Raw genomic sequence first — 13,027 nt, forward strand, 5'->3', positions numbered from 1 at the left:
GTGGCCCGTGATGAGGTGTCTCCCGTGAGCCATCCGACCTACCGCCTCGTGCAGCCCGACCGCTCGGTCGAGGTGCCGGTCCTCGACGAGCACCAGCAGTCCGTCGTCGACCACCCCGGTGGGCCGCTGCTCGTGCTCGCGGGTCCGGGCACGGGCAAGACCACCACCCTGGTCGAGGCGATCGTCGACCGGATCGAGCAGCGGGGCGCAGACCCCTCCTCCGTCCTGGCCCTGACGTTCTCGCGCAGGGCTGCCCAGCAGCTGCGCGACCGGGTGACCGCGCGCCTGGGGCGCACCACCTCGGCCGCGATGTGCTCGACCTTCCACTCCTTCGCCTACTCCCTCATCCGGGCCCACAGCCCGGCCGAGCTCTACGACGCCCCGCTCCAGCTGCTGTCCGCGCCCGAGGCAGACGTGGTGCTGCGTGAGCTCCTGACGGACAACCCCGAGTCGGTCACCTGGCCCGAGGGGCTGCGTCAGGCGCTCGGCACCCGCGGCTTCACCCGCGAGGTGCATGCGGTGCTCTCCCGAGCCCGGGAGAAGGGCCTCGACGGCGCCGCGCTCCAGGCGCTCGGTCGGGCCCATGACCTCCCCGAGCTCCTCGCCGCGGGCCTCTTCCTCGACCAGTACCTCACGGTGCTGGACTCGCTCGGGGCCACCGACCACGCCGACCTCATCCGTCGCTCCGTCATCGAGGCGGAGGCACATCGCGAGGAGCTCCGGGCCCGGTTCGCCCACGTCTTCGTCGACGAGTACCAGGACACCGACCCCGGGCAGGTTGCGCTGCTGCGTGCGCTGGCCGGTGACGGCCGCAACCTCACCGTGGTGGGTGATCCCCACCAGTCGATCTACGGCTTCCGGGGCGCCGACGTCCGGGGGATCCTCGACTTCCCGTCGCAGTTCACCGCCCGCGACGGCTCGGCCGCGCCGGTCGTGGTGCTGCGGCAGACCCGTCGGTTCGGGGCCCACCTCCTGCTGGCGGCGCAGCGCGTGTCCAGCCGTCTGTCCCTCGCCGGCAGCATCGGAGCCGAGGCTCGCGAGGCCTTCCTCGCGCCCGAGGCCGTGCCCGGGCCCCACGGCGCCGGCAAGGTCGACGTGCTCACCTTCGACTCCGACCGCGGTGAGGCCGAGCACCTCGCGGACCTCCTGCGCCGCGCCCACCTCGAGGACGGCATCGACTGGGACGACATGGCGGTGCTGGTCCGCTCAGGGCAGTCGTCGATCCCACCACTGCGCCGGGCGCTCGCGGCTGCCGGCGTGCCGGTGGAGGTCGCCGCCGACGAGGTCCCGCTGGTCCGCGACCCTGCGGTGGTTCCCCTGCTCGACGCGCTGAGGGCCATCCTCAACCTCGAGAACGACGATCCCGACTCCTCGGGCTACCTCGACCCCGGCCGGGTGGAGTCGCTCCTCCTCTCGCCGCTGGCCGGGCTCGACGCCAACGACCTGCGCGGGCTCGTGAGGCGACTGCGGGTGCGTGACAAGCACCGCGCGGCCGAGTCCGGCCAACCCTCACGCACCTCCCGCGAGCTGCTGCGCCTCAGTGTGGTCGAGGAGTCGTTCCTCGACGGTCTCGACGGTGACGAGGTCGAGCGAGCGGCTGAGCTCGCGGCCCTGCTGCGAGGCGGGCACAAGCTGGTGACCGACCGCGCGCCCGCCGAGGACGTGCTCTGGCACCTGTGGTCCGGCACGTCCTGGCCCGACCGCCTGCGACGCCAGGTCGACCTCGGTGGCGCAGCGGCGCGGCGAGCCCACCGCGACCTCGACTCTGTCTGCGCCCTCTTCGAGCTCGCAGCCCGCACCGAGGCCCAGCGCGACCACCGTGGCGTGGCGCCGTTCCTCGACAACCTCGTCGCCCAGCAGATCCCGGGCGACACCCTCGCCGAGCGGGGCACGCGCGGCTCAGCGGTCCGGCTGCTGACCGCTCACCGCTCCAAGGGGCTGGAGTGGGAGCTCGTGGTCGTCGCCCACGTGCAGCAGGACGGGTGGCCCGACCTGCGCCGCCGCGCGACCCTCCTGGGCGCCGACCGGATCGGCGTCACCACCGACGGCCGCCCCGACCTCGTGCCCCCGGTGACCCCGAGGTCGCTGCTCATGGAGGAGCGGCGACTCTTCTACGTCGCCTGCACGCGGTCGCGTCGTCGCCTGGTCGTGACCGCCGTCCGGTCAAGCGACGACGAGGGCGACCAGCCCTCCCGCTTCCTCGACGAGCTGGGGGTCAACATCGCCCACCGCGTCGGTCGCCCGGAACGCCCGCTGTCCCTGGGCGGACTCGTCGCCGAGCTGCGACGCACCGTCGCCGACCCCGAGACCTCACCCGCGCTCCGCGACGCGGCCGCACGCCGTCTCGCAGCCCTCTCACGGGAGGCCTCGGCGGGTCGGCCGCTGGTGCCCTCGGCCGATCCCGGCGCCTGGTGGGGCACCCGCAGCGCCAGCCGTGCCGCCGCGCCGGTGCGTCCCGCCGACCGGCCGGTCAAGGTCTCGGCCAGCATGCTCGACGCGATTCGGGCCTGCCCGGCGTCGTGGTTCTTCTCCCAGGAGGCGGGCGGGGTCACCGCTGCCCACCAGTCGGCCAACCTCGGCCGCATCGTCCACGCGCTGGCCGAGGCCGTCCAGGAGGGCGAGCTGCCGGCAGAGTCAGAGGCCCTGATGGCCGAGGTCAACCAGGTGTGGGACAGGCTCGCGTTCCGGACCCCGTGGTCGCGCAAGCGGGAGCACGACCGGGTGCGCACGGCGGTCGACCGCTTCCTCGAGTGGCACCGCGCCAACCCGCGCGAGGTGCTCGGCACCGAGGTGTCGTTCAGCACCGTCGTGGACGTCGACGGGGAGCAGGTCCAGCTCAAGGGCTTCGCCGACCGCATCGAGCTCGACTCCGCCGGCGACGTGGTCGTGGTCGACTTCAAGACAGGCCGCACCAAGCCGACCGGCCCGGAGGTCATCGGCAACATCCAGCTGGCCCTCTACCAGTACGCCGTCGACAGCGGAGCACTCGACGAGCTCGCCGTTCGACCCGTGCGCTCGGGCGGGGCGGAGCTGGTGCAGCTCGGCCTGACCGAGGGCGGCGCCTCGGCCACTGTCCAGCCGCAGTCCACGCACCCCGACGACAGCCCCGCCCGCACCGACCTGCGTGCCCACCTGGCCGACGCCGCGGCCCACCTGCGTCGCGAGACGTTCCCCGCCCGCATCGGGGCCCACTGTCGCTACTGCTCGTTCCTGGCCATCTGCCCGGCCAAGGGCGCAGGCTCGGTGACGGTCCAGTGACGACCCAGGCGATCCGGCTCGAGACCCCCGAGGAGCTCAGGGCGCTGATGGGCGGCCACGCGCCCAGCGACGAGCAGTGGGCGGCGATCACCGCCCCGCTGCGTCCCACCGTCATCGTGGCCGGCGCAGGGTCGGGCAAGACGACGCTCATGGCCCAGCGTGTGGTCTACCTCGTGGCGACCGGCCAGGTCCGGCCCGAGGAGGTACTCGGCCTGACCTTCACCACCAAGGCGGCGGCAGAGCTGCGCACCCGGGTCATCCAGGCCCTGACCAGGGCGGGCCTCCTCGACCGATCGATGATCACCGACGGCGAGGACGCCCTCGAGCCGACCGTCTCGACCTACCACGCCTATGCCAGTGCGCTGCTCGCCGACCACGGCCTCCGGGTGGGTCACGAGCCTGACACCCGCGTCGTGTCCGACGCCTCCCGCTACCAGCTCGGCGCCCGGGTGATCGAGCGCTTCACCGGCTCGATCGAGCTCCTCTCCGACCACCCTGCCACGGTCATCCAGAACCTCCTGGCGCTCGACGGCGCGATGAGCGAGCACCTCGCCGAACCTGACGACGTGCGGCGCGTGGACGCAGAGGCGCGGCGCGGGTTCGAGCGAGCCTTGGCCGAGGAGCACGCCGGAAAGGCGCGCAAGACCTACCTCGACGCGATCAGCAAGGCCATCAACACCATCGACCGCCGCGCAGAGCTGCTCGAGCTGGTCGAGGGCTACCGACGCCTCAAGGCCGACCTGGGGCTGATGGACTTCGGTGACCAGATCGCCGTGGCCGCGCGGCTGGTGGCAGGGCAGCCTGCTGTCGGCGAGGCCGAGCGGGCCCGATTCAAGGTGGTGCTCCTCGACGAGTACCAGGACACCTCGGTGGCCCAGGCCATGATGCTGGCCGGGCTGTTCTCCGGCGCCACGCCCGAGACCGGGCTGGGCCACCCGGTGATGGCGGTCGGTGACCCGAACCAGGCGATCTACGGTTGGCGCGGCGCCTCGGTCTCCAACATCCTCAACTTCGACCAGACGTTCCCCGCTGCCGACGGCACGGTCCACCGGCTGCCGCTCACCGTCAACCGGCGGTCCGACCGCCGCATCCTCGAGGTGGCCAACCAGCTGGCCGCGCCACTTCTCGCCGCCTACGGCGACAAGGTCGCCCGACTGGTCGCTCCCGCCGACGTGGCCGACGGGTCGGTCGAGACGGCGGTCTTCGAGCGCGCCGACGACGAGCTCGAGTGGCTCGCGGCCCAGGTGCAGCGCCTGTGTCCCGATCGCCACGGCTACTCCGGGATCGGCGTCCTGACGCGTGACAACGCCCAGGCCGAGGACGTCTACGACGCCCTGACCAGCGCCGGGATCCCGGTCGAGATCGTCGGGCTGTCAGGCCTGATCCGGCTGTCCGAGGTCGCCGAGGTCGTGGCCACCTTGTCGCTGCTGCACGACGTGGCCGACAACCCCTCGATGCTCACGCTGCTGACCGGCCCGCGGTGGGCCATCGGCCCTCGAGACCTGCGGCTGCTCGCTGTCCGGGCGGCGGAGATCGCGGGCGTGGGAGGCCGGGCAGCGACCGCAGGGGTCGCCGCGCAGATCCTCGCCATCGCCGACGGCATCGACGTCTCGGAGCTGCCCGCGCTCTCCGACGCGCTGGAGTCGCCGGGCGACCACCCGTTCTCCGCGGAGGCGCGTGAGCGCTTCGCCCTGCTCGCCGCCGAGCTGCGCCGGCTGCGACGTCACGTCGGCGACCCGCTGCTCGACCTGGTGCGCCGCATCATCGACACCACGGGCGTGGACGTCGAGCTGGCGTCCTCGACCAATCCGGCAGCAGCCGCCCGCCGCGACAACCTCGACCTCTTCGTCAAGGCCGTGGCGGAGTTCCAGTCCGTCGACGGTGACGTGACGCTGCCTGCCCTGCTTGCCTACCTCACGGCGGAGGACGACCAGGGCAACGGGCTCGACGTGGCCACGCCCACACTCGCCGACTCGGTCAAGCTCCTGACAGTCCACCGGGCCAAGGGTCTGGAGTGGAAGGCCGTGTTCTGCGTCGGGGTCGGTGAGAGCAGGTTCCCCTCCACCCGCTCCCGCACCCTGTGGACCTCGTCCCCGGCCGTGCTCCCTGCGCCGCTGCGAGGCGACCGCGCCGACCAGCCCGAGCTCGTCGGCCACGACAAGGCCGCGCTTGACGCCTACCGTGCCGCGGCGCGCGCACACGACGCCGAGGAGGAGCTGCGCCTGGGCTACGTCGCGTTCACCCGCGCCGAGCACCACCTCGCCGTGACCTCCTACGTCTGGGGCCAGCGCACGAGCGCGTTCGGTCCGTCGGACTACCAGCGCGTCGTGCGTGACCTGCTCGTGGAGTGGGGCGAGCCCGTCGTGCAGTGGCTGGAGAAGCCCGAGAAGGGCACGCTCAACCCCAATGCCTCGGTCGACCAGTCCCGGCCCTGGCCGGTCTCCGGCCCGGGCGAGGAGGCGCGACGCCGGCTGGCCGCAGCCGAGCTCGTCCGCCGCATCGACCCCACCGCCCCCGACGAGGGTCTGGACATGATCGAGGCGGCGCGGGTCGCCGAGTGGGACGACGACCTGCACCAGCTCCTCGCAGAGGCGCGCGCCGAGCGCTCGACCGACGTCGAGGTGCCCCTTCCCTCGAGCCTGTCCGTCACGTCGCTGGCCAGGCTCCGTGACGACCCGGAGGCGTTCGCGCGCGAGCTGGTCCGGCCCATGCCGCGTCCCACGGCACCCGCCGCCAGGTTCGGGACCGCGTTCCACGCCTGGATCGAGACTAGGTTCGGCCAACAGCTGCTCCTGGACGACGAGGACCTCCCCGGACGTGCCGACAGCGGCATCGACGACTCCGACGACCTCCGCGCCGTCATCGAGCGCTTCGAGGCCGGCCCGTTCGCCGATCGAGCCCCGGCCGCGGTGGAGGCCCCCTTCGCGCTGGTGCTGGCTGGTCAGGTGGTGCGTGGCCGCATCGACGCGGTCTACGCCGAGCCCGAGGGCCGCTTCCTGGTCGTCGACTGGAAGACCAACGCCTCAGAGACCGCTGACCCGCTCCAGCTCGCGCTCTACCGCCTGGCCTGGGCCGAGCTCCACTCCGTCCCGGTCGAGCACGTCCGCGCGGCCTTCCACTACGTCCGCACCGGCAACACGGTGGAACCGCCTCGCCTTCCCGGCCGCGACGAGCTGGAGCAGCTTCTAAGCCGAGGCTGAACGGCTCCGGGGCACGGCAGGCTGGCGGCGTACGACATCAGCCCCGCCCACCCTGGCGGCGTACGACATCAGCAGCGGGCGGGTCGGCGTCGTCTGCCGCCACCCTCGGGCGGGTCGGCGTCGTCTGCCGCCACCCTCGGGCCGGTCGTGTCGTCTGCCGCCACCCCCGCGGGGACTCGGTCAGCGCTGGCCGAGCGCAGCGGTCAGCGCGATCTCCACCATGTCGCCGAAGGTCTGCTCCCGCTCCTGGGACGTCGTCTCTTCCCCGGTGACGATGTGGTCGGAGACGGTGCAGATCGCCAGCGCTCGGCGCCCGTGCCTGGCCGCGAGGGTGTAGAGCGCGCTCGCCTCCATCTCGATGGCGAGGACGCCGTACTTCACCATCTCGCCGGCCAGCTCGGGCCGCGCCGGGTAGAACGAGTCGCTCGAGAACAGCAGCCCCACGTGGAACCCGGGTCCCTCGGAGCGCGACTCCGCCGCCTCCACCGCGGCGCGCAGGAGCCCGAAGTCTGCGACCGGTGCGTAGTCGAGGCCGTGGAAAGCGATGCGGTTCATGGAGGAGTCGGTGCATGCGCCGGAGGCGATGACCAGGTCGCGCACGCCCACCTCCTCGGCCAGCGCTCCGCACGAGCCCACCCGGACGACCGACTCGACGTCGAAGTCGCGGAAGAGCTCGTTGACGTAGATCGCCATGGAGGGCTGGCCCATCCCCGAGCCCTGCACCGACACGGGGTGTCCCTGCCACGTGCCGGTGAAGCCCAGCATGCCGCGCACCTCGTTGTAGCAGCGCGCTCCCTCCAGGAACGTCTCCGCGATCCACTTGGCCCGGAGGGGGTCTCCGGGGAGCAGGACGGTGGGGGCGATGTCGCCTCGCTGGGCGCCGATGTGCGTGCTCACACGGCGACGCTACCGGCTAGCGTGGTGGAGGTGACCGACGAGACGTTGCCCCACGTGGCCCTCTCCGCACACGCCCACAACCGCCACGGGCTCAGGCGCACCGACGACGCGTGGTTGAAGGAGCAGATGGCCGACCCCGGCACGCGGGTGCTGGTCGTCGCGGGCAACCGCATCCGCCCCGCCGACGGCAAGGTCGTCTGGGTCGCGCCGGACCAGGCGCCGCCCGGCCGGCTGGTGCTGCTCGGCGATCGCGACGACGTGGTCCACCTCGCTGTCATCGTGGACCCGCAGGAGGCGCCGGGCGTCCCGGGGGAGTGGGTGCCGCTGCGGGCGGTCCTGCCCGACCTGGCCCGGGCGCCGCAGGAGGCGCCCCTCCTCTTCCACGCACTCGGGCTCGCCGAGTGGCACCACGCCACGCGGTTCTGCCCGCGGTGCGGCAGCGTGCTCGAGAGCCGCGCAGCCGGTCACGAGCTGCGGTGCACGGCCTGCGACCGTCCGCAGTTCCCGCGCACGGATCCGGCCGTGATCATGGCGGTCCTGCACGAGGACTCCCTGCTGCTCGGCAGGCACCCCTCGTGGCCGGAGAACCGCTGGTCGACCCTCGCCGGGTTCTGCGAGCCGGGCGAGACGCTCGAGGACGCCGTACGGCGCGAGGTGCTCGAGGAGGTCGGGCTCGAGGTGGGAGCGGTGGACTACTTCGGCAACCAGCCCTGGCCGCTGCCCGCCAGCCTCATGCTCGGCTTCGTCGCTCACGCGACCACGACCGACATCCACGTGGACGAGGCCGAGATCGCCGATGCCCGCTGGTGGACGCGTGAGGAGTTCCTCGAGGACGTCCGTGCCGGGAGGCTGCTCGTCCCACGCGGCGTCTCGATCTCGACCTCGTTGATCGTGCAGTGGCTCGGCCAGCCCCTGGAGGGCGGCTGGAACTAGGCGCGGTGTGCTGAGGCGTTCAGGCGCAGTTGTCGCACACGCCGGTCGACGGGAGGGCCAGGAAGCACGTGGGGCACAGCTCGTAGACCTTGTCGCTCGCCGCCACCCGGGGCTTGGCCGCCGGGCGGGCTGCGGCCGAGCGCGACCCACCGGTGCTGCTGGTGACGCTCGAGCCCCCGGTCGCCCGGGTGGTACGACGCGTGGCGGCCGCCACGCCCGGCGGCGAGTCGTCGCGCACCTCGAAGCCGAGCCGCGTCAGGGTCTTGGCGGCGGCTGCCGCGCCACCGGGGATGTCGGAGGCCGTCAGCGTGCGCCCGGTCGCTAGGCCGTGGGCGATGCCCGCGATGGCTGCGGCGTCGTACTCGCGGCCGTGGTGGAGCAGCACGTGGGTGGACTTCGATCCGCTCACCGTCAGGTAGAGCGAGCCACCCGCCGTGTCCCAGGTCTCGATGGCGGTGAGGACGTGGTCGTGGTCGATCGAGTTGAGGAGAGACACACCCTCAGGCTAGCCCCCGCTCAAGACAGGGCTGCGAGCCTCTGCTTCACCTGGGCGACCGACGGGTTCGTCAGCGTGCTGCCGTCGGCGAAGAGGAGGGTGGGCACCGTCTGGTTGCCGCCGTTGGCCTCCTCGACCGTCCGGGCCGCCTCGGGGTGCTGCTCGATGTCGACGGTCTCGAACTCGATGCCCTCGCGGTCGAGCTGGCTCTTGAGCCGGTGGCAGTAGCCACACCACGGGGTGCTGAACATCGTGAAGGTCATGACGGGAGTGTCCCCTCCGGGATCTAGGCTGGTGGACACCGGCCCCAACACACGCACTCGAGGAGTTGTTCCGTTGCTCGACGCGCTTGATCCCGAGCAACGGCAGGTCGCCGAGGCGCTCCGAGGGCCGGTGAGAGTGCTCGCCGGCGCGGGGAGCGGCAAGACGCGCGCGATCACCCACCGCATCGCCCACGGTGTCGCGACCGGGGTCTACGCCCCCACCGAGGTGCTCGCCCTCTCCTTCACCACCCGCGCCGCCGGCGAGATGCGCGAGCGCCTTCGGGCGCTGGGCGCACCGGGGGTCCAGGCGCGCACCTTCCACTCGGCGGCCCTGCGCCAGCTCCGCTTCTTCTGGCCGCGGGTGCACGGTCGCGACCTCCCCGAGCTCACCGAGTCCAAGCTCGCGATGATGGCGCTGGCGGTCCGGCGCCAGCGGCTCTCGGCCGACCGGGCGATGCTGCGCGACCTTGCCAGCGAGGTCGAGTGGGCCAAGGTCTCCAACGTCGGACCCGACGACTACGTCCGCGTCGCCCGGCAGCGCGGTCGCACCGTGAGCGGGGTCGAGCCCGAGGTCGTGGCCCGCACGCTCGACGCCTACGAGGACGTCAAGCGCGCCCAGGGCCGGATGGACATGGAGGACGTCCTGCTGCTCACCGCGGGCCTGCTGGCCGAGGACGAGGCGGCAGCGGCACAGGTCCGCCGCCAGTACAAGTGGTTCGTCGTCGACGAGTTCCAGGACGTGTCCCCGCTCCAGTCGGCCCTGCTCGACCTGTGGCTGGGAGGCCGCGACGAGCTCTGCGTGGTGGGAGACCCCGCCCAGACGATCTACTCCTTCGCGGGTGCGGACGCGCGCTACCTGCGCGACTTCCCCCTCCGGTTCCCTGGGGCCACCCAGGTCGAGCTCGTGCGCAACTACCGGTCCACGCCCGAGGTCGTCGCGGCGGCCAACCGGCTGCTCGACGGCACTGCGAGCAAGGGCGTCGAGCTGCTCGCACAGCGCGGCAGCGGAGCTGCGGTCGTCTACCACCGCGCCGAGGACGAGGTGGCCGAGGCCGATGCCGTGGCGACTCGCATCGCGCGGCTTCGCGACGCGGGCACGCCCGCGAGCAGCATCGCGGTCCTGTTCCGGATCAACGCGCAGTCCGAGCGGTTCGAGGAGGCGTTCGCAGGACGACAGATCCCCTACGTCGTTCGAGGTGCCGCGAGGTTCTTCGACCGGCCCGAGGTGCGTCAGGGCATCAGCCTGCTGCGGGGGGCTGCGCGCAGCACCGCCGACGGCTCCGGGGCTGACTCAGTGGCCGACTCCGTGGTCGCGGTGCTCGGCCAGATGGGCCACACGACCGAGCCGCCCGAGGGTCGCGGCGAGGTCCGCAACCGGTGGGAGTCGCTGCAGGCGCTGGTCGACCTCGGCCGCGACTACGGCACCACGCACCCGGGCGCCGACCTCGCTGCCTTCGTCGACGACCTCGACCGTCGTGCCGCGGAGCAGCACGCCCCGGTGGCCGACGCCGTCACCCTGGCCACGATCCACTCCGCCAAGGGACTCGAGTGGGATGCGGTCTTCGTGACCGGCATGCACGACAAGATGATGCCGATCTCCCAGGCCCGGACCCCCGCCGAGATCGAGGAGGAGCGCCGGCTTCTCTACGTCGCGATGACACGCGCGCGAGACGAGCTGCACGTCTCGTGGGCCTCGGCCCGCGAGCCGGGCGGTCGAGCGTCACGGTCCTGCTCGCCGTTCCTCGACGCCGTGGTCGCGGGCACCGATGACGCGTCCGCTCGCACCAGCGGTCGCACCCGACGCAACCGCAAGGCCATGCGGTGTCGTGAGTGCGGCGGCGCCCTGACCACCCCGGCCGAGAAGAAGACCGGGCGCTGCGCGGGGTGTCCCGCGTCCTACGACGAGGCGCTCTACGAGCGGCTGCGGGCCTGGCGCCTGGAGCGCTCCTCCGCCGACAAGGTGCCGGCGTTCGTGGTGTTCACCGACGCCACCCTCCAGCTGATCGCCGAGCACCGTCCCGGTGACGAGAGCGCCCTCCGACGCGTCAACGGGGTGGGTCCCAGCAAGATCGCCAAGTACGGCGACGAGGTGCTCGCGCTCCTCTCCGAGAGTGCCTGAGAAAAAAGATTGAGTAATCCCCGTTAAATCGTTTGCCCCTGACATCGCGCAGGGTCTAGCGTTCTCGACCAACAGCCCACGCGCATCGGGTCGCTGACGACGACCTGCGCCCTACGCCCCGAAGGAGGTGGCCCCACATGGAGATCTACACCCAGACCAAGACGGCTTCGACGCCGGCCCTCGGCCTGCCCATGTCCGGTCACCCGCGCGCCGCCGTGCGCGCACTCGGTGCCGGCGTGGTGGCCGCCTTCGCCGGCGTCGCCGTCATCGCCCGTCCCAAGGGTGATTTCTGGGGTCCCCCCGCCTGGAGTCCACCGACGAGCTGAGTCAGCTCGCATCGGCAGCCTCCAGGCCGCGGAACCCGAACACCGGGATCCGCGGCCTTTTTCGATTTCTCATCCACCCGCGATCAGGTCAACGAGTAGGAGGTGACACACATGACCATCAGCGTTCTCGACCGCACCGCCGCTGCCGATGTCTTCTCGCCCCTGGGGGCGTTGCACGACGCAGTGGCCGACGTGGACGAAGACCTGCTGCCCTGCCGCGTGAACGACGCGGAGCTGTGGTTCGCCGAGTCCCCCCGGGACGTGGAGTACGCCAAGGCTCTGTGCGCGGACTGCCCCGTGCGGGCGCTGTGCCTCGACGGAGCCCTCGAGCGGCGCGAGCCGTGGGGCGTCTGGGGCGGCCAGCTCTTCCTCCAGGGCGCGGTGATCCCGCGCAAGCGTCCTCGCGGACGGCCTCGCAAGAACCAGGACGGAGCCGCCGCCTAGGCGTCACCGCACGACCCACCGAAGGAACACCCATCCACATGAACTTCACGAACGGAAGCACTGACATGAACCTCATGCACGAAGAACTCGCACGCGCACAAATGTCCGCGCGCCTGGGAGAGGCGCAGCAGCTCCGGCGCGGCCACCAGCTGGCCATGGCCCGTCGGATGAGCCGCAAGGCTGAGCAGGCCGCGCAGCAGGCACGTCTCGCCCTCGCCCGCGCGATCTGACCCGTCCCACCCGGGGGAACGGTTCCTCCGGCCGGGGCTGCCAGGCCTCGCCCTGATCGCGGGTGAGAAGCAGGACCGGTACGACGCCGAGGTGGCGTCGTACCGGTCCTGTCATTTCAGGGCAGGCTCACCACCAGTCGCTGTCGAGCTTTCCCTCGATGGCGCGCAGGTGGGTGCGTGAGCACTCGTCGCAGAACACCCGGTGCCTGCCGTTCTCGACCGAGGTCGTCCACGTGAGTGCCTCCGCATCGTCGGCCGTGGTGCCGCACAGGCTGCATGTCTGCATCGTTCGAGGCTAGCGCGGCCGTGGCGGGTCACAGGTCGAACCAGGCGCACCCGCAGTAGGGGTGGCGCAGCCAGCGGCGTGACTGCGGCACCGGGTCGGCCCCGAGCAGCCAGGACGTCGCCCAGGTGCTGGGCGTCTCTCCCCGCCGCCAGGACTGGATGTCGCGAGCTGCCCACCCTGCGGCCAACGCCCACAGGGCCGGCGACAGGGACGGCAGGGCTGGTTGCGGCTCGCAGAGCGTGGAGGCCGCCACGCAGTGCCCGCACGGACTCACGCCGGGCAGCACCCAGGGTCCGACCTCGACGCCGTGCGGGTGTGCGGCCAGGAGGAGGTGGGGGGTGGAGTCGACGATCCAGCGCTCCATGAGGGCCTGGACCTCCGTGTCGGCGCAACGCCCGGCCGAGACGACGACACCGGTCGCTGCCCGGGGGTCGACCTCGAGCCCAGCCGCCGCGAGCGCGGAGTCGAGGGCCCCGGGCCGAGGCTCGGGTGCTGCCAGGCGCACGCGCAGAGCCCCGTCGTCCATGGCCCACACGCTGCCAGAGCAAGGGGCTGCAGGGGCGCTTCTCCACAGG

12 protein-coding genes are annotated in these 13,027 nt (G+C 72.3%); 7 read left to right on the forward strand and 5 right to left on the reverse strand.

Going from position 1 to position 13,027, the window contains the following annotated elements:
- Positions 1-24: 24 nt before the first annotated feature.
- Complete coding sequence (locus EXE58_RS13515; RefSeq protein WP_167288886.1) at positions 25-3,258, forward strand: ATP-dependent helicase; 3,234 nt, start codon at positions 25-27, stop codon at positions 3,256-3,258.
- Positions 3,255-6,458: an ATP-dependent helicase gene (locus tag EXE58_RS13520; protein WP_244242221.1), complete on the forward strand. Its 3,204-nt coding sequence runs from the start codon at positions 3,255-3,257 to the stop codon at positions 6,456-6,458. The genes EXE58_RS13515 and EXE58_RS13520 overlap by 4 nt, the downstream gene beginning before the upstream one ends.
- 180 nt (positions 6,459-6,638) lie before the next feature.
- Here the strand turns inward: EXE58_RS13520 and deoD are convergent, their stop codons facing one another.
- Positions 6,639-7,355 (reverse strand): purine-nucleoside phosphorylase, encoded by a 717-nt coding sequence (gene deoD / locus EXE58_RS13525; protein ID WP_135268374.1) that lies wholly within the window; start codon positions 7,353-7,355, stop codon positions 6,639-6,641.
- A 30-nt stretch (positions 7,356-7,385) separates the two neighbouring features.
- Here deoD and nudC point away from each other — a divergent pair, with 30 nt between their 5' ends.
- On the forward strand, positions 7,386-8,288 hold the full coding sequence (gene nudC / locus EXE58_RS13530) for an NAD(+) diphosphatase (RefSeq protein ID WP_244242222.1): 903 nt from the start codon (positions 7,386-7,388) through the stop codon (positions 8,286-8,288).
- 19 nt (positions 8,289-8,307) lie between these two features.
- Here the strand turns inward: nudC and EXE58_RS13535 are convergent, their stop codons facing one another.
- Positions 8,308-8,784 carry a ScoMcrA-related endonuclease gene (locus tag EXE58_RS13535; protein WP_135268375.1) on the reverse strand — a complete coding sequence of 159 codons (477 nt, stop codon included), beginning with the start codon at positions 8,782-8,784 and terminating at the stop codon, positions 8,308-8,310.
- Between the two features lie 20 nt (positions 8,785-8,804).
- Entirely contained in the window at positions 8,805-9,047 is a 243-nt protein-coding gene (locus tag EXE58_RS13540) for a mycoredoxin (RefSeq protein WP_135268376.1), read from the reverse strand.
- Between the two features lie 73 nt (positions 9,048-9,120).
- Here EXE58_RS13540 and EXE58_RS13545 point away from each other — a divergent pair, with 73 nt between their 5' ends.
- The 4 genes from EXE58_RS13545 (at position 9,121) to EXE58_RS13560 (ending at position 12,166) form a co-directional block, all read left to right on the forward strand.
- Positions 9,121-11,166, forward strand: a complete 2,046-nt coding sequence (locus EXE58_RS13545) for an ATP-dependent DNA helicase UvrD2 (RefSeq protein WP_244242223.1) — start codon at positions 9,121-9,123, stop codon at positions 11,164-11,166.
- Positions 11,167-11,303: 137 nt separating this feature from the next.
- Positions 11,304-11,492, forward strand: coding sequence for a hypothetical protein (locus EXE58_RS13550; protein WP_135268378.1), 189 nt, complete (start codon positions 11,304-11,306; stop codon positions 11,490-11,492).
- A gap of 111 nt (positions 11,493-11,603) precedes the next feature.
- Entirely contained in the window at positions 11,604-11,936 is a 333-nt protein-coding gene (locus tag EXE58_RS13555) for a WhiB family transcriptional regulator (protein WP_135268379.1), read from the forward strand.
- Between the two features lie 38 nt (positions 11,937-11,974).
- A complete protein-coding gene (locus tag EXE58_RS13560) occupies positions 11,975-12,166 on the forward strand; it encodes a hypothetical protein (protein ID WP_135268380.1) in 192 nt (63 codons plus the stop codon).
- A 127-nt stretch (positions 12,167-12,293) separates the two neighbouring features.
- Here the strand turns inward: EXE58_RS13560 and EXE58_RS19535 are convergent, their stop codons facing one another.
- Together EXE58_RS19535 and EXE58_RS13565 are read right to left on the reverse strand one after the other, a co-directional pair.
- The gene (locus tag EXE58_RS19535; protein WP_167288888.1) at positions 12,294-12,452 is read right to left on the reverse strand and encodes a hypothetical protein; all 159 of its coding nucleotides are present in this window, start codon (positions 12,450-12,452) and stop codon (positions 12,294-12,296) included.
- Between the two features lie 28 nt (positions 12,453-12,480).
- Complete coding sequence (locus tag EXE58_RS13565) at positions 12,481-12,978, reverse strand: hypothetical protein (protein WP_135268381.1); 498 nt, start codon at positions 12,976-12,978, stop codon at positions 12,481-12,483.
- Between the last annotated feature and the right edge of the window lie 49 nt (positions 12,979-13,027).

This window comes from Nocardioides seonyuensis (assembly GCF_004683965.1).
GTDB lineage: Bacteria > Actinomycetota > Actinomycetes > Propionibacteriales > Nocardioidaceae > Nocardioides > Nocardioides seonyuensis.

Excerpts from the sequence above, each read along its gene's own strand:
- EXE58_RS13540 (WP_135268376.1), bottom strand. The coding sequence starts at position 9,047 with ATGACCTTCACGATGTTCAGCACCCCGTGGTGTGGCTACTGCCACCGG.
- EXE58_RS13550 (WP_135268378.1), top strand. The coding sequence starts at position 11,304 with ATGGAGATCTACACCCAGACCAAGACGGCTTCGACGCCGGCCCTCGGC.
- EXE58_RS13555 (WP_135268379.1), top strand. The coding sequence starts at position 11,604 with ATGACCATCAGCGTTCTCGACCGCACCGCCGCTGCCGATGTCTTCTCG.
- EXE58_RS13560 (WP_135268380.1), top strand. The coding sequence starts at position 11,975 with ATGAACTTCACGAACGGAAGCACTGACATGAACCTCATGCACGAAGAA.
- EXE58_RS19535 (WP_167288888.1), bottom strand. The coding sequence starts at position 12,452 with ATGCAGACATGCAGCCTGTGCGGCACCACGGCCGACGATGCGGAGGCA.
- EXE58_RS13565 (WP_135268381.1), bottom strand. The coding sequence starts at position 12,978 with ATGGACGACGGGGCTCTGCGCGTGCGCCTGGCAGCACCCGAGCCTCGG.